Here is a 22,440-nt window from a genome sequence, read left to right on the forward strand (position 1 = left end):
CGGCCTAGTAGCTATCGTACGAATTGTCGGTAGAATCGGTGGGTGTCTGACCGTCAGTTGCGGTATCGGCGCCATCCGTGGACTGGGCATCGGTACCGTCGGTGGCATCGGTACCATCGGTGGTGTCGGTACCATCAGAACTTTCACCATTCTCGGAATCAGACGTCTCCTTCTTGGGAACGGTGATCGTCACACGCGCCACGCCCGAGGTCTTGGTATCGTAACGAACCTTTTCACCGTTCTTGGTAACGGTGACATCGGAAGGCTTGGACGTGGTGATCTCGATCGAAGACTCGGGCGTGTACTCCTGCTCAAAGGGGCCAGTCGCCTGGGCGCCATAGACCGACTTGCCGTCAACCTTGACCTCAATCCACGCGGTCTTTCTCTTGGCAACGGAGACTTTGACCTTCGTGACCTCGTTCTCTTCCTTCTTGGCCGTCGTCTTGGTAGCGTCCGAATCAGTCGACTCATCCGTCGCCTCATCGGTGTCATCGTCCTCGTCGACCGTTTCGGTCTTCTTAGAAGACTTCTTGGTCGTCATCTTGGTAGCAGTGGGCGTCTCGGGCGTGTTCTCGGGCGCCGAAGATGCGCAGCCACGTAGAAGCACCACGATGAGCACAATCAACAGCAGCACAACGGCACCGATGCCGGCGTAGACGATACGCGGATCGAGCCCGTTGTTTTGAGGAGTACGTGATCCGCCGCGTCCACGACCGGAACTGCTGCGGCCGCTTCCCTGAGGCATACGACCGCGATTGCTATCGGAACGGCCGCGATAGCCGCCCTGGCCCTGAAGGCTGCGCTGACCCGAGCGGGGCGCAAGTTCACCGCGGCCTTGATAGCCACGCTGGACCGAACGCGGAGCCGAAGAGCGCTGGCCATACGGCTGTGATTGAGAGCGAAGACGCGGCGTCACCTGCGTGGTATCGGCATCCGAATAGCCACCGCGAGAGCGTCCCATAGAGGCACCACGGTAACCGCGATCGGAATAGCCGCCGTCGCCGTAGCCGGCACGAGGGTCACGCGCCACGCCGCGGGCAGCGGGAAGTGCACGGTCCTCGGGCATCGGCGTACTGCGGAACCGGTCACGCTGTGAGCGAATCTCCTCGCCCGAACCCGTCTCAGTAATATAACCGGCCTGCTGAGGACGCTGTCCATAGCGGGTTGAACGACCGCCCTGAACCATCAGGAAGCGCCCGTTATCGACCGAGGAACGCGAATTGACGTAGCCGGCGGCGTCCTGAAAACGACCGCCCTGCTGCGACGTCTCGCGTTCGTATGCCATCAGGTCGTCAAAGTAGGCATTGACGACCTCGCGCGGATTGAGGCCCAAAAAGCGAGCATAGCTCGAAATCATGCCCTGCGCATAGCCGCGCGGCGGCATCGAAGCAAAGTTACCGGTCTCGAAAAACTCGATGATCTGCGGCCTGATTTTGATGGTGTTGGCGACCTGCTGAATGGAAAGGCCCATCCGGCGACGCTGCTCGAGCAGCATGTCACCAAAGCGTGCAGCCATCAGAATCCTCCAAACTCACGATCTTCACGTGCCATCTCGGCGTCGACAGATTCCAGCGCGGCAAGCCCCTCCTCGTCCAACAGGACCTCACGCGGCTTGGAACCGTCGGGCGGGCCGACGACACCCTTTTCTTCCAGCATGTCCATAATACGCCCGGCACGCGCATAGCCAACCTTCAGACGACGTTGCAGGCCAGATGTGGAGCCAAGCTGCGATTCCACCACAATATGGGCGGCTTCCCAAATGAGCGGATCATCGTCTTGCGGCTCGGCTACTCCGGTGCGGACAATACCGCCGCCACCCGCCATGGACATGGAAGCGGGCGCCACGGCAGACAGAATCTCCTCGTGGTAGTCGGGCTCGCTCTGCGACTTGACGAACTCGACAATCTCGTTGATTTCGTCATCCGAGACAAAGCAGCCCTGGATACGGCGAGGCTTGCCCCAGTCGACCTTGGAGAACAGCATGTCGCCCAAACCGGTGAGCTTTTCGGCACCCATCTGGTCAATAATGACGCGCGAGTCGATGCCCGTGGCGACGTTAAAGGCGATGCGGTTGGTGATGTTGGCCTTGATGAGGCCCGTCACCACGTTGGAGCTGGGGCGCTGCGTAGCCACGATAAGGTGTATACCGGCGGCACGGCCCAGCTGGGCGATACGAACGATCGAGGCCTCGACATCCTTGCCGGCGACCATCATCAGGTCCGAAAGCTCGTCGATGATAATGACCAGATAGGGCATCTTTTGGGGCGGGTTGTCGTAATGCTCAAACTCGCCGGCGGCCTGCTTTTCGTTGTAGGTCGAGATCTTACGCACGTTGAGACGCTCGAAGACCTTCAGGCGACGCTCCATCTCGGACACGGCCCATTGCAGAGCGCTCGCGGCCTGCTTGGGCTCGGTCACCACGGGCACATAGAGATGCGGCAAACCGTTATAGCCCGCAAGCTCGACGCGCTTGGGGTCGACCATGATCAGGCGAACGTCCTCGGGAAGGGCTCGCATGAGCAGGGTCGTGATGATGGAATTGATCATCACCGACTTACCAGAACCGGTCGTGCCGGCGATCAGCAGGTGGGGCATCTTGGCGAGGTCAGCGACGACCGGCGTGCCCTCGGCATCTCGACCGATGGCCAGCTCGAGCGGACCGCCCTTCACATAGGGAAGCACGTCGCCCAGGTTGACGTTCTGGCGCTTGCGATTGGGAATCTCGATACCCACAAGCGAGGTACCGGGGATCGGGGCAAAGATGCGCACCGACTGAGCAGCGAGCGAAAGCGCGATATCGTCCTCGAGGCTCGAAATCTTGCTCACGCGCTCGCCCTCGCCAGGTTGCAGCTTAAAGGTCGTCACCGTGGGGCCGGCGATCCAGCCGACCACGCGGGCACTGCGGCCAAACTCAAGCAAGGTGGATTGCAGTGACTCGGCAGTCTGTTCCAGCTCCTTGTCAGATGACGCGGAGGACGCCGACTGCGGGTTGGCGTGCAGGATCTCGAGCGGCGGAAGCTTGAGGCCGTCCTCTTCTTCGCCCTCGTTATCCGCGGGGGCATTGACCGCTCCCCCATCGCTAGGAGTAGGCGCCTCGGCAGCGCCCGCGACAGCCGTATCGGCAACCTTGGGATGCTTCAAGAAGTCGGGAATCTGAGGTGTTGCCGAGACAGGACTCACGGCAAACGGCGGCTCGGACTCGTCGATCTTATCGGGGTCGTCTTCCATCGAAAGCTGGCCGGTTACCTGTTCGCGCTTAGCATGGCGACGCGGCAGCAAAGTTGTCTTTGCGGTCTCAATCGGAGCCTCGTCGTCCTCGTCATCGCCCTCGGTAAGCTCAATCTCGCTATCGGACCAAGACGGGTCGGGCTCGCTTGTATTCAACTTGGGCGTGGCCTTGCCCTTCTTGACATGACGGCGCGGCAGCAGCGTCGTCTTAGCGCGCTCGGCCTCCACGGCATCGGATACGTCGACAAACGGATCCTCGTCCTCGTCGTCATCGTCCAAAACCGGGTCCACATCGTTGCCCATGACCGTGGTCACGGCAGCATCGGAGCCCTTTTGACGAAGAATGCTCAGGTGCGGACGGGCAACGCCGGGCACCGACAGGGCTTCGTCGTCACCCCACGGGCTCGCGTTAACATCGGCACGACGGCGCTCGGCAAAATCGGCCGCGCGGTCGCGAGCAGAGCGCAGCACGCCACCCACCGAAAAGCCGATGATGACAAAACCAACGACGGCCAGACCCAACAGGACCACCATCGCGATAGGCTTACCCAGGGCATTCTGCAGCGCACTCGCAATAAACGCACCGATGTAGCCACCCGAGGCGGACAGATTTTGCGGCGTGAACATAAGGTCACACGAGTCGCTCGTACCCGGCACCATCAGCGAAAGAATGGAGACAACGGTGATAAAGACCACGGCTCCGCCCGCGACCGAGCGCACGTTGAGCGGCGAGTCCTCGCCTAAAAAGAGCGTGGCGGCAAACAGCAAAATGACGATCGGCAGCACGTAGGCGCCCAGACCAAAGCCCAAGTGGTAGAAACCGGCAACCGCAGCCGTAACGGGCGCAGTCGCCGGCGAAATCACGGCAATAAAGGACGCAATCGCCAAAACGGCAATGACCACGCCGGCGATATCGCGGTTGGCCGAGGGCTCGACCAAGGGCTCGAAATCATCGAACTCGGACTCGTGGCCCTTATTGGCACGCAGATGGGAACCGGCACCCTTAGCAGATGCCGGTTGGTTATTGGCCTTATTGCCTTTGGCGTTTTGTGCAGATCCGCGCGCCAAACTAAACCTCCATGACGACCGGGATGATCATCGGACGGGTGCGAGTACGGCTCCAGATAAAGTTAGAGAGCGAATCGCGCACGGCCTTGCGAATGGCATCGGAACCGCTGCTCGTAAAGCTGAACTTGCCCTTCTCGATCGTCTTCATAATGGACGCGGAGGCATCCTCGGAGAACTGGTCGTCGATGGCAAACGAGACGCCGCGGCCCGAGAACTCGATGGCCTCGATCTTCTTGTGCTTGAGCGAGACGATGGCAACAGCGGTAACCATACCGTCGTTGGCGAGCTTCTGACGATCACGCAGGACGATGGGGTCGGTATCGCCGATGCGCAGGCCGTCGACGTAAACGACGCCGGACTCGACGGGCGTACCGCGCTTAACGATACCGCCGCGCATCTCGAGCGTGTCGCCGTTGTCGAGGATAAAGATATGATCGTCCTTGAGACCCATCTTGCGGGCCAGCTGGGCATGGGCGCGCAGATGCACGGCTTCACCGTGAACCGGCATAAAGTACGTGGGCTTGGCCATGGCCATCAGGAGCTTGAGCTCCTCCTGGCTACCGTGACCGGAAACGTGAACGAGGGCGCGGTTCTTATCCCACACGTCGCAGCCGAGCTTGGCCAGGCTGTTGACGACCTGCTGGACGGCTTTCTCATTGCCGGGAACAGGAGTTGCCGAGAGGATAACGGTATCGCCCTCGTGGATGGAGAGCGTCTTGTGCTCGCCATTGGCCATGCGGGACAGGGCCGACAGCGGCTCGCCCTGCGAACCGGTGCACATGACAACAATCTTGTCGTCAGGCAGGTTATCAATGTCAAAGGCATCGATGATATCGGCGTCGTCGATGTTGAGGTAGCCAAGCTCGCGCGCCACGCGGGTGTTAGTGAGCATGGAGCGACCGGTCACAACGACCTTACGGCCGCACTTGCGGGCGGCATCGCAGATCTGCTGCAAACGATGGATGTGGCTCGAGAACGACGCAACGAACACGCGACCCGGCGCGTTCTTGATGGCGTGCAGCAGGTTGGGACCAACCTCGGCCTCGGACTTGGTAAAGCCGGGAACCGTGGCGTTGGTGGAGTCAGAAAGCAGCAGGTCGATACCCTGCTTGGCAAAGCGGCTGATAGCGGCATAGTCGGGCGTGACGCCGTCGATGGGCGTCTGGTCGAGCTTAAAGTCGCCGGTGTGCATAACGGTACCCTGGTTGGTGCGGATGAACACGCCCAGAGCGCCGGGAATGGAGTGCGTCATCGAGAAGAAGTCGAGCGAGATGCCGCCGAGGTTGACATGGCTGCCGCCCTTGACCTCGCGGAACTTGGGTGCGCGGATGCGGAACTCAGAAAGCTTGCCCTCGATAAAGCCAAGCGTCAGCTTGCTCGAAAAGATGGGCACCTTATTGTTGAGGTCCTGCAGCAGGTACGGAAGCGAACCGGTGTGGTCCTCGTGGCCGTGGGTGACGACGATACCGCGGAGCTTTTCCTCGTTCTCCAAAACATAGGTGTAGTCGGGAAGCACCAGGTCGATACCGGGCTGGGAGTCATCCGGGAACATGAGGCCGGCGTCGACGAGCACCATGTCGTCGCCGCACTCGAAGACCGTCATGTTCTTGCCGATGCCGTCAAGGCCGCCGAGCGGGATGATCTTCAAGGGAGATGATTTTTTAGCTGCCATAGGTTAGTGTTGTTTCCTTTCTTCGAAACGGGTCTGAAACAACCGACGGGGCGCTTCTGGCAAACCGACCGTCGGGAACGTACAAACATGCATCATAGAGTCGACGCAGTAACCACAGTATGATACCCATTTGCCCACCAACAGACCACCCATGCATCAAAGCCCCATCTGAACTGGTCCATCCCGCCGGTCTGGGGCCATCGGGGGCCGGGGCGGGTTAAGTTTGCTGCTCTACAGTCCTGCGCAAGACGGAAAGCACATTAAGTGCTTTCCTTTGCGTGCGGAACTCGCGACAAACTTAACCCGCCCCGGCCCCCGATGGCCCCAGACCTGACAAATAGGGACAGGTTTATTTTGGTCGGTTGTATCTGGGGTAATGCCGCACATGCGTTTATCTAAAGATCTGAATTCATATAACTGAATAGACTGTCTGACAAAATCGAAACCCGCATCAACCAGCCCTTTTGCTATTCCCGGCGGGGTCCGCGGATAAAGTTTATCGCGAGTTCCGCACGAACAGGAGACCACTTAATGTGGCCTCCGTCGTGAGCAGGACTGTAGAGCAGGAAACTTTATCCGCGGACCCCGCCGGGAATAGCAAAAGGGCGACCCCAGTCCGGAGTCGCCCTTGTTGAGCTGCTTATGTGTAGCTGTTACTCGGCGTCGTGGTGACGGCGGGGCTTGCGGCCTCCGTTGTCGCCGGGACGGCGCGGACGGTCGCTGCGCTCGGAGCGCTCGCGACGCGGACGCTCACGGCGCTGGAAGTGCTCGCCGTCGCCCTCTGAGGCACCCTCGGCGCGAGCCGGGGCCTCGGGCTTATCCAGACGATCGAGCGAAATCTTGCCGCGGTCATCGACTTCGATGACGACGACCTTGACCTCGTCGCCCACATTGAGGACGTCCTCGACCTTCTCCACGCGGCCCTTGGCGACGCGGGAGATGTGCAGCAGGCCGTCCTTACCGGGCAGCAGGTTGACGAAGGCGCCGAAGGGCTGGATGGAGACCACGCGACCGGTGTACTCCTCGCCCGGCTCGGGAACCTTGATGATGAGCTTGATACGCTCGACGGCCTGGTCGACGGACTCGCCGGTGCCGCCGACAAAGACGGTGCCGTCCTCCTGGATGTCGACCGAGGCGCCGGTCTCGTCCTGGATACCGCGGATGACCTTACCGCCGGAACCGATGACGTCGCGGATCTTGTCGGTCGGAACCTGGATGGAAACGATGCGCGGAGCGGTGCTGCGCGTGGTGTGGCGCGGCTCGGAGATCACATCGAGCATCTTCTGCAGGATGAAGGCGCGACCCTCCTTGGCCTGCTGCAGAGCGCGGGCCAGGATGTCGAAGGTGAGGCCGGTGGCCTTGTTGTCCATCTGCAGGGCGGTGATGCCCTCGGTGGTGCCGGTGACCTTAAAGTCCATGTCGCCCAGGAAGTCCTCGAGACCCTGGATGTCGGACAGCACCACGGTCTTGCCCTCCTCCTGGATCAGGCCCATGGCGATACCGGAGACCGGGCGCTTAATGGGCACGCCGCCGTCCATAAGGGCGAGCGTGGAGCCGCAGGTCGAAGCCATCGAAGAGGAGCCGTTGGACTCCATGACCTCGGAGACGACGCGGATGGCGTAGGGGAACTCGTTCTCGTCGGGAAGCACCGGAAGCAGAGCGCGCTCGGCCAGATTGCCATGGCCGATCTCGCGGCGCTTGGGGCTGCCCATGCGGCCGGTCTCGCCGGTGCAGAAAGGCGGGAAGTTGTAGTGGTGCATGTAGCGCTTGCCCTCGGTGGGCTCGATGGTATCCAGACGCTGGCCCTCGTTGAGCATGCCGAGCGAAAGAACCGAGAGCACCTGGGTCTGGCCACGCTGGAACAAACCGGAGCCGTGAACGAGCGGCAGGTAGTTGTCCTTCACCATGATGGGACGGATCTCGTCGGCGGCACGACCGTCGACGCGCTCACCGGTCTCGACGACCATGGTGCGCATGGCCTTCTTCTCGAGCTTCTTGAGCGCCACGGGGATCTCGCGCTCCCAAGCGGCCTGCTCCTCCTCGGTGAACTCGGCACGGATGGACTCCTTCAGAGCCTCAACCTTGCCGATACGGGAGAGCTTGTCGGCGTCACGAAGGGCGGCTGCCATCTCGTCGTAGTGGGCGAAGATGCGCTCCTGGACCTCCTCGACGGGCTGGTCGAGCGGGTACTCCTTCTTGACGATGGGGCCGTTGACCTGCTCCCACTCGGCGACGAACTCGTCCTGAGCCTGGCAGAAAGCGGCAAGGGCCTCCTGGCCAAACTTCATGGCGGCGAGCATGTCGTCCTCGGAGATCTCCTCGGCGCCGGCCTCGACCATCGAGATGAAGTCGGCGGATCCGCCCAGCTCCAGGTCCAGATCGGAGTTCTCGCGCTCCTCATAGGTGGGGTTGACGATAAACTCGCCGGTCTCCACGTTGCGGCCGATGCGCACGCAGGCAAGCGGACCCTCGAAGGGCACGCCGCCGAGCGTCATAGCCAGAGAGGCGCCCATGACGTTGATGACGTCGAAGGGGTTAACCTGATCGGCAACGAGCGAGGTGGCGACGATGTGCACCTCGTTGCGGAAGCCGTCCGGGAAGCTCGGGCGGATCGGGCGGTCGATCATACGAGCCGTGAGCGTGGCCTTCTCGCTGGGACGGCCCTCGCGCTTGAGGTAACCACCCGGGATACGGCCGGCAGCGTACATCTTCTCGTTGAAGTCGACGGTCAGCGGGAAGAAGTCGTAATTCTTGCGCTCCTTGGAGACAACCACAGTGTCGAGCATCGTGGTGTCGCCCTGCTTGACCAGACAAGCGCCGGTGGCCTGCTTGGCAAGCTCGCCGGACTCAAAGGTGTAGGTCTTGCCGTACAGCTCAAAGGTCTTAGATACGAGTGTCATTGTTCTCCTTTACCCCACAGGCCCCTTGCCTGCGGGCTTCTCATGTGACGCGGGCCCCCTGCCCCCGCCACGCTTCAGAGCGTGATTGTTCACGCCCTTACACAAAAAGAGCGCCCCGCTGCGCAGGACGCTCTTAGCATGTACAAATCCTTACTGGATGTTGTCGCGGATGCCCAGAGCCTTGATGAGCTCACGGTACTCGACGATGTCGTTCTTCTTGATGTAGGAGAGAAGACGACGACGACGGCCAACGAGCATGAGCAGGCCACGACGGGTGTGGAAGTCCTTCTGGTGGGACTTCATGTGCTCGGTCAGCTCCTTGATGCGCTCGGACAGGATGGCGACCTGAACCTTGGGGTTACCGGTATCGACCGGTGAGTTACCGAACTGGGCGGTCAGCTCCGCCTTGCGCTCTTTGGAAACAGTCATTGTTTCACCTTTCGTTTCGCGTCGCCCGCGGGCGACTCTATTCGCCTCGGACTGGGAAGCCGCCGGTGGAGCGAGCATCCAAGGTCGAGGTACCAACAGGCCGGTATGTTACCACAAGCGGCGCGCGCCTGCACATCATCACCGACCCAACATGAATTCCATCGCGCGGAGCCGCTGATCGGTGTGCGTGGCGGCCCAAACATGCGAAAGCCCCAGCAAAAAAGCAGCCGTATGCGGATCGATCCGCTCGCCCATAAGGGTATCGAACGTCATGGACATCAGGGCGCGCAGCCATGCGACCTCGCCGGTTGAGACCAACTCGGCGCCCGGAACGCTCGACGCGCATGAGCCGCACATGAGGCCGCCCGCCTGGGGCGAAAAATACGACAGCATGGGGTCTCCGCACAGCACACAGGCCGAAAAATCGGGACGATAGCCAACGTGCGATAGCAGCTTAAAGACATATGCCGCCACAAGTAGGTCCATATGTGCCGTATCAAGCCCGCTGCCCACCAGGGCAAGCGCTCGCTGCGTTATGGCAAAGGCAAACGGGTCCTCGGCGTCCTCGAACGAGCACACGCGCGCGACCTCGGCGATCGCGCTTGCGGCGCAGGTCGTCTCGTAATCGGGCGCAGCGCCGAGCGGCGCCTCCATAAGCTCGGCCTGAGAAACCACGTCGAGTGACCGTCCATGTGCGAGCAGCATATCGACCGTACAGAACAGCTCGCAGCGCGCAGCCAGGCGTCCGCCGGGTTTGCGGGCGCCCTTTGCCACTGCACGAACCTGCCGTCCCCGCTCGTCAAGCATCGTCAAGATCAGGTCGGTCTCTTTGAGCTTAGTCTTATCGAGCACGAGCACTTTCGTGCGATATGTCCGGGAGCCTGCCATGCGCGCCGCGCGTCCTTAGTCCTCGGCGTTATAGCCAAAGCGGCGAATCTGGGCCTCGTCGTCGCGCCAGCCGGACTTGACCTTCACGTCCAGCTCCAAAAAGACCTGCGTGCCAAAGATGCGCTCAAGATCGCGACGGGCGTCGATACCGATATGCTTGATCATCTCGCCGCCTTTGCCGATGATGATGCCCTTTTGGCCCTCGCGCTCGACGTAAATGGTGGCGTGCACGCGCAGCACCTTCTTGGTCTGCTCGAGCGCATCGCAGATCACGCCAACGGAGTGCGGAATCTCATCACGGGTGCGGCGCAAGACCTTCTCGCGCACAAACTCGGCAACGAGCGTCTCATCGGAAGCGTCGGTACCCATGTCCTCGGGGAACCAACGCGGACCCTCGGGCAAAAAGTGCGCAACGGTCTCGATAAAGGCATCGACGTTGAAGTTCTTGACCGACGACGTCACGATCTCGTCGTCATATTCCATGAGCTCGTGGGCGGCCTTAAGCTGCTCCATGACCTGTGCGGGGTCGGCCTCATCGGCCTTGGTAAGCACCAGGACCTTCTTGGAACGAGCGTTCTTGACACGCTCGGCAACCCAGGCGTCTCCCCTGCCGATGGGCTTGGTGGCATCAATCAAAAACGCGACAACATCGACATCGTTCAGCTCAAACAACGCGCTCTTGTTGAGCTCGGAACCCAGGCCGTCCTTAGGCTTGTGGATACCCGGGGTATCGACAAAGACCAGCTGGTAGCCGGGGCGGTTGACGACGGCACGCATGCGGCGGCGAGTCGTCTGGGCCACCGGCGAGGTGATGGCGACCTTCTTGCCGTAACAGGCGTTGAGCAGCGTGGACTTGCCAGCGTTGGGACGACCGACCAGGGCCACAAAGCCGCTGCGGAAACCGGGCTCCACGTCGCCAAAGCCCGCGAGGTTGTCGTCCTCGTCGCACAGGGCGTCGAGTTCCTCGTCGCTCATACCCTCAAACGGGTCGAACTCCTCGACATCCTCGAGCTCCTCGGTATCCACCGCGTCCAGGGACTCGTCGTCCAAAATCTCATCGGTAGGCTGCATATTGTCGGACATGGGAATCCCTTTCTAAATAAAGTCGAGCGCGTGGGCAAATACCAGTACGCCCACAATCGCGGCGGTGATGGAAAGAACGTATACAGAGGCGGCGGCGATGTCCTTCGCACGCTTGGCCAGCGGATGGAGCTCTTGGGTCGCTAGGTCGACGATAGCCTCCATAGCGGTGTTGCACAGCTCGCCGTGAATCACCAGGCCACAACAGATGATAATCGTGGCCCACTCGGCAATGTCGAGCCCCACGATGCAGCCGGCAATGACGGTGCACACGCCCGCCACGAGCATGACCTTAATATTGCGCTCAGTCTTGACTGCGGTGACAAAGCCCTCCATGGCGTAGGAAAACGACTTTAAGAAGGACGGATGGTCCTTGTTCGATCCGGGAATCATAGAAGGCTCCTAGTCGTGGGCGTGGTTGGTGATGGGGCCGACGTGGACTAGCTTTGGGTCCTCGCCGCGCTCGAGCGCGAGATCGCGCAGGATGGCATCCTCACGGGCCTCCATGACCTCGGCCTCGTCATCCGCGATGTGGTCATAGCCCAGCAGGTGCAGCATACCGTGCACAAGCATCAGCCGGCACTCGTCGGCGGGACTGTTACCAAAACCGGGAGCTTGGCGAGCGATAACCTGCGGCGCCAAGATAATATCGCCGAGCTCGATCGTCTCGTCGGCGGGAACGTCCTCGTCAAAGGCAGAGTCGCACTCAAACGAGAGCACATCGGTGGTACGGTCGATACCGCGCCACTCGTGGTTGAGCTCGTGCATCTCGTCCTCGTCGACATACGAAAGGGAAATCTCGACTTCACGCTCAACGCCCTCGGCGGCAAGCACAACCTCGCAGATGTGCTCCACCTCCTGCGCGTCGAGCAGCGTATCGAGCTCGGCATCGTTGCTGATCAATACACTCAACGGGACTCCTTTCAGTCACGTACGCGCTTCTCGCGCACGTCATCATAAGCTTCATATGCCTCGACGATACGACCCACCAGGGCATGGCGCACCACGTCGGCACGCTCGAGGTGAGAAAATGCGACATCGTCGACACGGCCCAAAATCTGCTCAACGTCGGCAAGACCGCCACGACGACCCACCAGGTCGCGCTGGCTCAAGTCGCCGGTAATCACGAACTTGGAGTTGAACCCAAGGCGTGTCAGGAACATCTTCATCTGCTCGGGCGTGGTATTTTGCGCCTCGTCGAGCACCACGAAGGCATCACTCAGCGTGCGGCCGCGCATGTAGGCAAGCGGGGCAATCTCGATCACGCCGCGCTCCATAAGCTCATCAGTGCGCTCGCGATCCATCATGTCAAAAAGGGCGTCATAGAGCGGGCGCATGTAGGGATCGATCTTTTCCTCGAGGGTGCCGGGCAAAAAGCCCAGATTCTCCCCCGCCTCGACAACCGGACGCGTCAAGATCAGACGGCCCACCTCGTGACGCTTGAGCGCGGCAACGGCGAGCGCCATAGCCAGATAGGTCTTACCGGTACCGGCAGGACCCAAGCCAAACGTGATGGTATGCGAGCGGATGGCATCCACATAGCGCTTTTGCCCGAGCGTCTTGGGGCGAATGACGCGGCCGCGATACGAAAGCAGCACGTCATCGCGAAGCGACGTAGCCTCGTGCTCACCGTCGCGCAAGACGGCCAGGCAGCGAGAGACATCGTCGGCAGACAGCGTGCGCCCGGCGGCCGCCTCGCGAAAAGCGTGCTCGAAAAAGCGCGCCACGAGTTCGACCTCGTCCGGGTCGCCGCTCACGGCGATGCTATCGCCACGGGCGACCACGTGAGCGCGAACCAAGCTCTCGAGCGCGCGAAGGACGCCGTCGCCGGCGCCCAAAACGCACGAGGGATCAATTCCCTCGGGAACGGTAAGTCTAATCTTCGAGGCTTCCATGAACCTCCCTGCGTGCATGGACCAAGCCGGAATCATCGACTCCGATGATAGCAACATCGAGCAGGCACGGGGCTGTAAGTCCACAGGTATCGTCAAGACGGGCATGATGGAACGAGCCGAGCGTCAAGTTGTCACCATGCTCGAGCACGGCACGCTCGACCGTGCCCACGCGACGACGAGCGTCGGCAATAGCGAGCTCCTGTGCGGCGGCCCGCATACGGCGGCTGCGCTCGACCATAACCTCGGGTGGCACCTGGTCGGGCATGTCGGCAGCAAGGGTACCGGGACGCTTGCTGTAGCGGAACACGTGCATACGCGAGAAACCCACACGGCGGCACAGCGCCAGCGACTCCTCGAACTCCTCGTCCGTCTCACCAGGAAAACCGACGATGACATCGCACGAAAGGGACGCCTGGGGCAAGTTGGCGCGAATCATACGCACCGTGTCCTCAAAGGCCTCGGCGCTATAGGGACGGCCCATGCGATGCAGGGTCGCCGTGCAGCCGGACTGCACGGGCAGGTGCAAAAACGGGGCGATACGCTGCGGGTAGCGCGCCATAACCTTAAGCAGGCGCTCGGAGATATCCATGGGCTCGACCGAGGAAATGCGCACATGCGGAATAGACGTGCGCTCCATGATGGCCTCGAGCAGCTCATCGATTTCGACATGCTCGTCGGTCGCGCTCTTGCCATCGTAGGCACCCAGGTTCACACCGGTCAGCACCACCTCGGGCACGCCGGCCTCCTGGGCCTCGCGAACTTGCTCAAGCACGGACTCGACGGGCACGGACCGCTCGGGGCCGCGGGCCTTCCACACAATGCAATAGGTACAACGATGGTTGCAGCCGTCCTGGATCTTCACGCCCAGGCGCGAACGACCGAGCGCATCGACCACCTCGCCATCGCTGCAGGCGGGAACGCTATCGGACTCAACGCCCAGCACCTCGCAGACACGTTCGGCGACATCGATCTTGGACGGCTCGGCGATCACGCGATCCGAAAGCTCCAACAGCTCCTCGGGATGCAAATTGACCACGCATCCGGTCACGAGCACATAGGGCTCGTTTGGATGGGCCAGCGCATGACGAACGGCCTTACGGGTCTTGGCCTCGGCCTCGCCCGTAACGGCACAGGTGTTAATGACGATTAGATCGGCATCTTGGGGCTCCACAATAGCAAAGCCCAGGCGCATAAGATCGGCAGTGATACGGTCAGACTCAACCCGATTGACACGGCAGCCGAGGTTGACGACGGAAATATGGGGTGCGAGCACGCGGGCTCCTTAATCGAGGATATCGTCGAGGGCACTCTTAATACGGTCGGTCACCGACTTCTTACCGGAAGCGACGTCATCGCCCATCTCATCGGCAAAAGCACGGAGCAGCTCGCGTTGCTTATTGGAAAGATTGGTGGGAACGACCACGCGCAGTTGCACGATCAGGCGGCCACGCGAACCACCACCGCCAATGCGCGGCATGCCGTAATTATTGACGCTCACGGTATCGCCGTACTGGGAGCCGGCGGGAACCGTCACCTTAACGACCTCGTCGGGCATAATGCCCTCGACCTCGACCTCGCAGCCGAGCGCAGCCTGCGCAATCGAGATATCGCTCACCAGGTACAGGTCATCACCGTTACGCTTAAAGCGCTCATGATCGGCAACGCGCACGTTGACAATCAGGTCGCCCGAAGGCTCGCCGCGAAGGCCGGCCTCGCCAAAGCCACTCACACGAAGCTGGCGACCGGTCGAAACGCCGGCGGGAATATCGATGTCGATCTTTTCATGCGAAGGAGTGCGGCCCTGACCGTCGCAGGTCTCGCAGGGATGGTCGATAACCGTGCCCTCGCCGTGGCAGTCGGGGCAAGGCGAAGAGGACTGAACCTGGCCCAGGAACGAACGCTGAACCGTCGTGACGTAGCCCGTACCGTGGCAGCGGCCGCACTGCTTTTCCTGTGCGCCCTCTGCCCTACCAGTGCCATTACAGTCCTCGCAAGGAGCAAGGCGGTCATAGCTGATCGTCTTTTTGCAGCCGAGCGCCGCCTCCTCGAGCGTCACCGAAAGCGAGATGGCCATGTCACGTCCGCGACGACGCTCACGACGGCCGCGGGCGCCACCGCCGGCACCGCCGCCAAAGAACGACGAGAACAAGTCGTCCATGCCCATGCCACCAAAGATATCGTTGATATCGACGTAGCCCGAACCACCAGGGCCGTCGGCAGTGCCGTAACGGTCGTAGTTAGCACGCTTCTGCTCATCGGAAAGAACGGAATAGGCCTCGTTGAGCTCCTTGAACTTGGCCTCGGCCTCGGGGTCGTCCGAAACATCCGGATGTACGGTACGGGCCTTCTTTAGAAACGCACGCTTAATCGTCCGCGCGTCGGCATCCCTGTTGACGCCAAGCACCTCGTAGTAATCCCTATTTTCCGACACAACCGAATCCTTCCGACTTTCATTATTGTCACAGTGCGTCCTATACCCAAGCAGGGCCGACCGCAAACAGAGGGTTTGATGTTATTGCATTTGGTACGGCGAAAGCATGGCCCGTTGCGAGCAGCTCGCGAACCAAACCGACACGAGCGCGAACATAAAGCCGTTGGCAAAACCGTTGGCAAACTGCATCGCGCCGCGCTTCCACCACAGCAGGCTGCGGTGCAGCACGCCGTCCGAGAGCACCATGAACAGGCCCATGGCAAACGGAATAAAGCACATCACGGCAAAGGCCGAGAACACGCCCGAGATGGCCGATAGCACCAAAAACGGCGCCACGATGCCCATCAGGTAAAAACCGGTACGGGCCTTGCCTTCCAGGCGCTCGGCCTCAACATGGGCGCGACCGACCAGATCACCGCCAGAGGCGCCGTTGGTGCCGGCGTGACCCATGCCGCCAATACGGACCTCGTCGCCATCGTGCGTGCCGGCGGGAAACTCAATCGTCTGCTCGGAGGTCACACGGGTCCGCCCGCTGCCGCCGCAATCGGGACAGGGGTCGGCGACGACCTTACCGGAGCCACCGCACTCAGGGCAGACCGACTGGAACGTGCCCGCACCAAACAGGAAGGACAGGTCGACGTCGATATGGCCGCGGCCGCCACAGCTTGGGCAGGTATGGGCATGCTCGGAGGAGACAGAGCCCGAACCGCCGCAGTTGTTACAGGTATCGAAGCGCGTGTAGCGGACGGTCTTGCGGGCACCGCCCTTGGCCTCCTTGGCGTCGAGTTTGATATCGACGACCACGTTGGCACCGTTCTCGGGATTATAGGCAGCCTGCCCGCGACGCGGCTGGCCCCAGGCGCCACCAAAGGGAAAACCGCCCTCAAAGGGATTGCCATAGCCCGCGCTGCCGGCGTAGCCGCCACCATAGGGCGAAGCCGTAGGAGCGCCGGCGAAGGGGTTGCCCGAACGCATGGCGTCGTAGCGCGAACGCTTCTGCTCGTCCGAAAGCACGGCGTAGGCCTCGGAAACCTCTTTAAACTTTTCCTCGGCATCCGGCTCTTTGTTGACGTCCGGATGGAGCTTGCGGGCCTTTTGCTGGAAGGCCTTTTGAATATCACGCGAGGTGGCGTCCTTGGAGACACCCAGAATCTCGTAGTAATCTTTTTCGTTCATCGTCGCCATGCGCGGCAACCTCCTGCTCAAAGCAGCGTATATATTGCGGTAATTCTACCCGAGCGGTCTATGCTAGACCCCAAAACAGCTCGAACAGAACATTTCCATCGAGCCAACCTAGGTGTGTCGGCGCTAAACGGGCGCGGGCGCGGCCTGCGACGACATCTGCCGAAGTGAAGGATCCCTCATGGGCCCCGAGCGCCTCGGGCACCCACGTGGCAAGTCCCAATTCGAGCGCGTGATCGCAGGCAGCTGCCAACTCGCCCGTTGGGATGACGAAAGCTGCACGAACCAACAGGTCGGACGCGACACCGCGCGTCATGCGACAAGCGAGCATCAGGTCTTCAGCCGCAGCCTCGCGCTGCGACAGATATTCGGTCTCGAACGCCATCGCGTCATCGTCACGTTGCACCAGACGCACGCGGTACGCATCGCCTCGAGAAGACACGCCGGGGAACAAACCTGCGAGACGGTCGAAATCCTCGGCGTCGAGCATGCCCGCGGCAGAACGACCCAGGCCCAGATAGCCCCGTCCGGTCCAGTAGGCAATGTTATGGGCGCACTCATGGCCGTCGAGCGCGTAGCTCGCCACCTCATACGGGTGATAGCCGGCGGCACCCAGGAGCTCGCGTGCCAAGTCCATGCACGAAGCCTGAAAATCCTCGTCGGGCTCGAGCGACTCGTCGCGGCGCGCCATGCGATAAAGGGGCGTCCCCTCCTCAAGCGTGAGCGGGTAGACCGACACATGATGCGGGGCCGCCACCAGCACGCCATCGAGCGTGCGCTTCCAACTCGCTGCGGTCTGCCCGGGAAGTCCGCACATAAGGTCGCACGACACATCAAGCCCAGCGTTCTTGACCGTCGCGATGGCGGCGAGCGCCCGATCGGCATCGTGAATACGGCCGATGGCAGTAAGTTCGGCGTTATCGAGCGTTTGCACGCCCAGAGAGACGCGTGTGACACCAACCTTGACAAGTGCAGTAGCAAGCTCGGCGGTCAGCGACTCGGGATTGGCCTCGCAGGTAAACTCAACGGGGGCACACCACGCACGAATACGCCGCGCCAGCTCCACCAGGCGCTCCCCCGCCAGCGACGGCGTACCGCCGCCAACATAGACGGTGCGGATCTGGTCAAGGGCATCAGCCTTGCCAAAAGCATCGAGACGCGCGAACAACTGCTCAAAATAGGCATCGAGCGCAGCGCTCAGGTCGCACGGAGCAAAACTGCGCGAGTCAAAGTCGCAGTACCGGCACTTTTGGGCGCAAAACGGCACGTGCACGTACAGTGCGGTAACGGCCACCCTTAAGCCTCCAGAGGATGAGGGGGCACCGATTCGCCGGCGGCAAGGGCGGCCTCGCAGGCCACCACATCGCGCTCGATCTCATCGACCAGTGCCATAAACTCCTCGTAAGTGGAACAGCGCACCACATGGGCACGCCAAGCGGCGGCATGGGGCATGCCTTTTAAGTACCAGCTTGCATACGTGCGGGCACGCGACATGAGCGGCAGGAGCTCATGCGTCAGCGTTAGGTGCTCACGCAGGGCGTCCAGGCGCTCGACCGAGCTGCGCGGCGGCACCGGTATGCCATCGAGCGCAAGAGCGCGAGCATCACCAAAGACCCAGGGATTACCGTAGATACCGCGCGCGATAAACACCGCGCTGGCACCCGAGTTGCGCAGATGCTCCGCGGCATCCTCGGCCGAGAACACATCGCCCGAACCAATCACGGGAATCTCAACGGCGTCGGCAACCTCATCGACGACCGACCAATCGGCCTGGCCCGTATAGAGCTGCGTGGCGCAACGACCATGCACGGCGACTGCGGCAGCCCCTGCGCCCTCAAGCATCTGGGCAAATGTCGCGGCATTGCGGTCCTCGGCATAAAAACCTTTGCGAATCTTGACGGTCACGGGCACGTGCGCCGCGCCCACCGTGGCCTCGACGATCTTCTCCGCCAGGTCGGGCGTGCGCATGAGCGCCGAGCCCTCGCCCTTGGTAACGACCTTGCGGGCGGGGCATGCCATATTGATATCGATGAGCGACAGGCGATCGCCAACGCGCTCCTCGACGGCAGCGACGGCGCTCGCAAACTGATCGGGCTTGGAGCCAAAGAGTTGCACGCAAATCTGCTGCTCCTCGTCGGCCGGTAGCACCAGGCGCCAGGTCTTGTTGCTGGCATAGGCAAGGCCCGCCACGCTCACCATCTCGCTGTAGGCAAGGTTGGCACCGCGACGGCGGCACATGATGCGGTAGGCAGGGTCGGTCACGCCCGCCATGGGAGCCATAAGGAACGGCTGCTCGGCATAGGCGCCCAGCAGCCGCTTGCTGTATTCAGAAAGCGCCATAGACCTACTCGTCCACCTTGAGGATCGCCATAAAGGCCTCCTGCGGGACCTCGACCGAACCGATGGCCTTCATGCGCTTCTTGCCCTCTTTCTGCTTCTCGAGCAGCTTGCGCTTTCGCGAGATATCGCCGCCATAGCACTTGGCCAAAACGTCCTTGCGACGCGCCTTGACGGTAGAGCGGGCAATGATCTTGTTGCCGATGGCGCCCTGAATAGGCACCTCGAACAGCTGGCGCGGGATGATTTCCTTGAGCTTGTCACACAGGCCGCGGGCCAGGCCATAGGCCTTATCCTTGTGCACGATAAACGAAAGCGCGTCCACCTCATCGCCCGAAAGCAAAATATCGAGCTTGACGAGTTCGGAGGGACGGTACTCGTTGAACTCGTAGTCGAGTGAGGCATAGCCCTTGGTGCGACTCTTGAGCTGGTCAAAGAAGTCCAGGATGAGCTCGGCGAGCGGCATGTCAAAGCGCATCTCGACCGATTTGCTCGTGAGATGGATCATGTCAGTTGTAATGCCGCGGTGCTCGATAGCGAGCTGCATGACGGCACCCGTATACTCGGGCGGGCAGATAATTTTGGCCTTGAGGTAAGGCTCCTCAATGCGCTCGATGCGCGTAGCCTCGGGCAGATCCTGCGGGCTGCGAACATCAATCATCTCGCCGTCGGTCTTATAGACGTGATAGTCCACCGAAGGGCTCGTAGCAATGAGGTCAAGGTTGAACTCGCGCTCCAGGCGCTCCTTGACGACTTCCATATGCAGCAGGCCTAAGAAGCCCACGCGGAAGCCAAAGCCGAGCGCCACCGAGGTCTCGGGCTCCCACACCAACGACGGGTCGTTGACGTGCAGCTTATCGAGAGCGTCGCGCAGGTTCTCGTAATCCTTGTTGTCGATCGGAAACAGGCCCGTATAGACCATGGGCTTGGCCTCGCGGTAACCGGGAAGCGGCTCGGGGCAGGGATTAGACGCCCACGTGAGGGTATCGCCCACGTGCACGGCCTCAGGATCCTTCAGACCCGTGACCACGTAGCCGACCTCGCCAACCGTCAGTGCGTCAACCGGGGTCTCGGCAGGACGCTTGACGCCCACGCCGTCGACCAAGAAGTCACCTTCTGCCTGCATCATGCGCAGGGTATCGCCCTTCTTGATGGAGCCGTCAAAGACGCGGACCGTGGCAACGACGCCGCGGTACTCATCGAAATACGAATCCAGGATAAGCGCCTTGAGCGGCGCGTTCGCATCGCCCTTGGGCGGAGAGATCAAAAAGACGATAGACTCCAGCAAATCGTGAATGCCCTCGCCGGTCTTGCCCGATACGCATACGGCATCGTCGGCAGGGATCGCCAGGTCGTCCTCGATCTCGGTCTTGACCTCGTCGGGGTGTGCCGACGGCAGGTCGATCTTGTTGATAGCGGGCACGATATCCAAGTTGGCGTTCATGGCGAGCGTCGCGTTGGAGACGGTCTGCGCCTCGACGCCCTGCGTGGCGTCGACGACAAGCACCGCACCCTCGCAGGCGGCAAGCGAACGCGAGACCTCGTAGGTAAAGTCCACGTGGCCCGGCGTATCGATCAGGTTGAACTGATACGTCTCACCATCGTCGGCGTCATAGGACACGCGAACGGCATTAGACTTGATCGTGATGCCGCGCTCGCGCTCGATATCCATGGTGTCGAGCAGCTGCGACTCCATATCGCGCTCGTCGACGGTATGGGTGAGCTCGAGGATGCGGTCACTGATCGTGGACTTGCCATGGTCGATGTGCGCAACGATCGAGAAGTTGCGGATGTGGGAAATGTCAATTGAAGTATTCATGCGGACTATCTTACCCGAGCGGTACAAAAAATGGAGCCTGTTCCATAAAACAGGCTCCATTTATGCGCGTAATCTGTGTGGTGTGAAATTTACAACTTAGGCGTTGATGCTGTTCACGAGCTTGGCAAGACCGGACTTGCGGTTGGAAGCCTGGTTCTTGTGGATAACATGCTTGGCGGCAGCCATGTCGAGACGCTTGGTGACGGTCTTGAGGGCAGCCTGGGCCTTCTCGGCGTCGCCCTCGGCGACGGCGGACTGGACGTGCTTGGTCAGCGTCTTGAGCTCGGACTTGACAGCCTTGTTACGCATGCGAGCTGCCTCATTGGTGCGGATACGCTTCTTCTGAGACTTGATGTTTGCCACTTCTGGAGTTCCTTTCGAGTTCCTTGCAAAAAATGTATGACACCTCTGAGACACGGTGAGGTCATGCAAGCGCCTACTATAGCACGCTCCCCCTCAAAGGGATAGAACGAATTTGTCAAATAGGCAGGTATCATCACGATTTTCTCAAGATGTTCGTAATCCAGAGCAAAAGCGCGGTCTCCGAATCGGCAGAACCCTTCAGTGCGAGCTCCACATCGACCGCGCCCTCGAGCGCAGCGACAAGCTCCGCCATCGAAAAGCGGCGTGCCCAGGTCAGGTGATTTTTGACCTGCCAGGCCTGAAGCTTGAGTGTCGCGGCGAGCTCACGCCCCTGCCCACGAGAGTCGAGCGCCTTGGCGACGATCAACTCGCGGATGCGACCGCATAGCAGCGTGTAGGTCCACACATAGCTCTTGGCGGGCAGCAGCCCAAAGAGCTCAAGCGAGCGGCGCATATCGCGGGCCGAGACGGCATTGAGGAAGTCCCAGGGCTGAACTTCGGCCGTGCGCACGATCCAGCGCTCCACATCGGCAAGCTCAATTTGCGGCGCCTCGACCATCTGGGCAAGCTTGGCCAAGTCGTTATCGAGCATGCGGGTGTTCTCGCCCGAGCGCGAGACGAGCTCCTCGGCAGCAGCCGTCGAGATGGACTTACCGCGCTGCGTCGCCATCTGCTGAACGCGGCGCGGCAGTTCCCAGCGCTTGGTACCCGAACAATCGACGATAGCCTTCTTGTCGATCTTGGCGATTGCCTTATACAGGCGCGTATTCTTGGCAAGTGAGTCGGCAATAATGAGACAGACCGTCGTGGGGCTGGGACTTGCGAGGTACTCGACAAGCGGTTCCGAGACCGCCTTGGCAAGCTTGGAGCAGCCGTCGAGGATCACCAGGCGAAACTCGCTGCCCATGGGAAAGGTATTGAGCGAGCCGATGATCGACTCGATATCGGGATCTTTCGTCATGTCGCGTTCATCGAGGTTGAACTCAACCATACCCGACTTTTCCAAGCGAGCTTTCATACGCGAGACGGCGTGGTCGCGCTTGACCCCATCGGTACCGACGATCAGATATGCCGGCAGCAGACCGGTTTCGGACATTGCGCTCCCCTCTCGCACACACTCGAATTCGTACCGTGCCATTTTAGCCCAG

Annotated in this window: 18 protein-coding genes; all 18 read right to left on the reverse strand. The window is 61.1% G+C overall.

The window, feature by feature from the left end; all coding sequences use genetic code 11:
- Window positions 1-4: 4 nt before the first annotated feature.
- The 18 genes from ACESWY_RS05190 to holA all read right to left on the reverse strand — a co-directional run bounded on the left by ACESWY_RS05190 (window position 5) and on the right by holA (window position 22,388).
- Window positions 5-1,516 carry a helix-turn-helix domain-containing protein gene (locus ACESWY_RS05190; protein WP_373094148.1) on the reverse strand — a complete coding sequence of 504 codons (1,512 nt, stop codon included), beginning with the start codon at window positions 1,514-1,516 and terminating at the stop codon, window positions 5-7.
- Complete coding sequence (locus tag ACESWY_RS05195) at window positions 1,516-4,296, reverse strand: FtsK/SpoIIIE family DNA translocase (RefSeq protein WP_230320369.1); 2,781 nt, start codon at window positions 4,294-4,296, stop codon at window positions 1,516-1,518. Before ACESWY_RS05195 ends, ACESWY_RS05190 begins: the two co-directional genes overlap by 1 nt.
- Before the next feature lies 1 nt (window position 4,297).
- Window positions 4,298-5,968 (reverse strand): ribonuclease J, encoded by a 1,671-nt coding sequence (locus ACESWY_RS05200; RefSeq protein ID WP_022094702.1) that lies wholly within the window; start codon window positions 5,966-5,968, stop codon window positions 4,298-4,300.
- A gap of 653 nt (window positions 5,969-6,621) precedes the next feature.
- Window positions 6,622-8,868, reverse strand: a complete 2,247-nt coding sequence (locus ACESWY_RS05205; protein WP_373093194.1) for a polyribonucleotide nucleotidyltransferase — start codon at window positions 8,866-8,868, stop codon at window positions 6,622-6,624.
- 150 nt (window positions 8,869-9,018) lie between these two features.
- Window positions 9,019-9,297, reverse strand: coding sequence for a 30S ribosomal protein S15 (rpsO, locus tag ACESWY_RS05210; protein ID WP_006235963.1), 279 nt, complete (start codon window positions 9,295-9,297; stop codon window positions 9,019-9,021).
- A 138-nt stretch (window positions 9,298-9,435) separates the two neighbouring features.
- The gene (gene recO, locus ACESWY_RS05215) at window positions 9,436-10,185 is read right to left on the reverse strand and encodes a DNA repair protein RecO (protein WP_373093195.1); all 750 of its coding nucleotides are present in this window, start codon (window positions 10,183-10,185) and stop codon (window positions 9,436-9,438) included.
- Between the two features lie 15 nt (window positions 10,186-10,200).
- Window positions 10,201-11,268 (reverse strand): GTPase Era, encoded by a 1,068-nt coding sequence (gene era / locus ACESWY_RS05220; RefSeq protein ID WP_373093196.1) that lies wholly within the window; start codon window positions 11,266-11,268, stop codon window positions 10,201-10,203.
- A 12-nt stretch (window positions 11,269-11,280) separates the two neighbouring features.
- Window positions 11,281-11,658, reverse strand: a complete 378-nt coding sequence (locus ACESWY_RS05225; protein ID WP_117797781.1) for a diacylglycerol kinase family protein — start codon at window positions 11,656-11,658, stop codon at window positions 11,281-11,283.
- Window positions 11,659-11,667: 9 nt separating this feature from the next.
- Complete coding sequence (ybeY, locus tag ACESWY_RS05230; protein WP_195544425.1) at window positions 11,668-12,177, reverse strand: rRNA maturation RNase YbeY; 510 nt, start codon at window positions 12,175-12,177, stop codon at window positions 11,668-11,670.
- An 11-nt stretch (window positions 12,178-12,188) separates the two neighbouring features.
- A complete protein-coding gene (locus ACESWY_RS05235; RefSeq protein WP_373093197.1) occupies window positions 12,189-13,160 on the reverse strand; it encodes a PhoH family protein in 972 nt (323 codons plus the stop codon).
- On the reverse strand, window positions 13,141-14,433 hold the full coding sequence (locus tag ACESWY_RS05240; protein WP_373093198.1) for a MiaB/RimO family radical SAM methylthiotransferase: 1,293 nt from the start codon (window positions 14,431-14,433) through the stop codon (window positions 13,141-13,143). The genes ACESWY_RS05235 and ACESWY_RS05240 overlap by 20 nt, the downstream gene beginning before the upstream one ends.
- 9 nt (window positions 14,434-14,442) lie before the next feature.
- Complete coding sequence (dnaJ, locus tag ACESWY_RS05245) at window positions 14,443-15,591, reverse strand: molecular chaperone DnaJ (protein ID WP_373093199.1); 1,149 nt, start codon at window positions 15,589-15,591, stop codon at window positions 14,443-14,445.
- A gap of 81 nt (window positions 15,592-15,672) precedes the next feature.
- Window positions 15,673-16,776, reverse strand: a complete 1,104-nt coding sequence (locus ACESWY_RS05250; RefSeq protein WP_373093200.1) for a DnaJ domain-containing protein — start codon at window positions 16,774-16,776, stop codon at window positions 15,673-15,675.
- Between the two features lie 58 nt (window positions 16,777-16,834).
- Window positions 16,835-18,067: a radical SAM family heme chaperone HemW gene (gene hemW, locus ACESWY_RS05255; protein WP_117583206.1), complete on the reverse strand. Its 1,233-nt coding sequence runs from the start codon at window positions 18,065-18,067 to the stop codon at window positions 16,835-16,837.
- A gap of 2 nt (window positions 18,068-18,069) precedes the next feature.
- Window positions 18,070-19,113, reverse strand: a complete 1,044-nt coding sequence (gene dusB / locus ACESWY_RS05260) for a tRNA dihydrouridine synthase DusB (RefSeq protein WP_373093201.1) — start codon at window positions 19,111-19,113, stop codon at window positions 18,070-18,072.
- A 4-nt stretch (window positions 19,114-19,117) separates the two neighbouring features.
- Window positions 19,118-20,929, reverse strand: a complete 1,812-nt coding sequence (gene lepA, locus ACESWY_RS05265) for a translation elongation factor 4 (RefSeq protein WP_117848629.1) — start codon at window positions 20,927-20,929, stop codon at window positions 19,118-19,120.
- A gap of 96 nt (window positions 20,930-21,025) precedes the next feature.
- On the reverse strand, window positions 21,026-21,292 hold the full coding sequence (rpsT, locus tag ACESWY_RS05270) for a 30S ribosomal protein S20 (protein WP_022094714.1): 267 nt from the start codon (window positions 21,290-21,292) through the stop codon (window positions 21,026-21,028).
- 133 nt (window positions 21,293-21,425) lie between these two features.
- On the reverse strand, window positions 21,426-22,388 hold the full coding sequence (gene holA, locus ACESWY_RS05275) for a DNA polymerase III subunit delta (protein WP_329738164.1): 963 nt from the start codon (window positions 22,386-22,388) through the stop codon (window positions 21,426-21,428).
- Window positions 22,389-22,440 lie beyond the last annotated feature (52 nt).

The organism is Collinsella aerofaciens ATCC 25986 (assembly GCF_964237925.1).
Classification (GTDB): domain Bacteria; phylum Actinomycetota; class Coriobacteriia; order Coriobacteriales; family Coriobacteriaceae; genus Collinsella; species Collinsella aerofaciens_BJ.

Bases quoted from the DNA above. Each gene is read 5' to 3' on its own strand.
- ACESWY_RS05190 (WP_373094148.1), bottom strand. From the start codon at position 1,516: ATGGCTGCACGCTTTGGTGACATGCTGCTCGAGCAGCGTCGCCGGATG.
- ACESWY_RS05200 (WP_022094702.1), bottom strand. From the start codon at position 5,968: ATGGCAGCTAAAAAATCATCTCCCTTGAAGATCATCCCGCTCGGCGGC.
- ACESWY_RS05205 (WP_373093194.1), bottom strand. From the start codon at position 8,868: ATGACACTCGTATCTAAGACCTTTGAGCTGTACGGCAAGACCTACACC.
- rpsO (WP_006235963.1), bottom strand. From the start codon at position 9,297: ATGACTGTTTCCAAAGAGCGCAAGGCGGAGCTGACCGCCCAGTTCGGT.
- recO (WP_373093195.1), bottom strand. From the start codon at position 10,185: ATGGCAGGCTCCCGGACATATCGCACGAAAGTGCTCGTGCTCGATAAG.
- era (WP_373093196.1), bottom strand. From the start codon at position 11,268: ATGTCCGACAATATGCAGCCTACCGATGAGATTTTGGACGACGAGTCC.
- ACESWY_RS05225 (WP_117797781.1), bottom strand. From the start codon at position 11,658: ATGATTCCCGGATCGAACAAGGACCATCCGTCCTTCTTAAAGTCGTTT.
- ACESWY_RS05235 (WP_373093197.1), bottom strand. From the start codon at position 13,160: ATGGAAGCCTCGAAGATTAGACTTACCGTTCCCGAGGGAATTGATCCC.
- ACESWY_RS05250 (WP_373093200.1), bottom strand. From the start codon at position 16,776: ATGGCGACGATGAACGAAAAAGATTACTACGAGATTCTGGGTGTCTCC.
- dusB (WP_373093201.1), bottom strand. From the start codon at position 19,113: ATGGCGCTTTCTGAATACAGCAAGCGGCTGCTGGGCGCCTATGCCGAG.
- lepA (WP_117848629.1), bottom strand. From the start codon at position 20,929: ATGAATACTTCAATTGACATTTCCCACATCCGCAACTTCTCGATCGTT.
- holA (WP_329738164.1), bottom strand. From the start codon at position 22,388: ATGTCCGAAACCGGTCTGCTGCCGGCATATCTGATCGTCGGTACCGAT.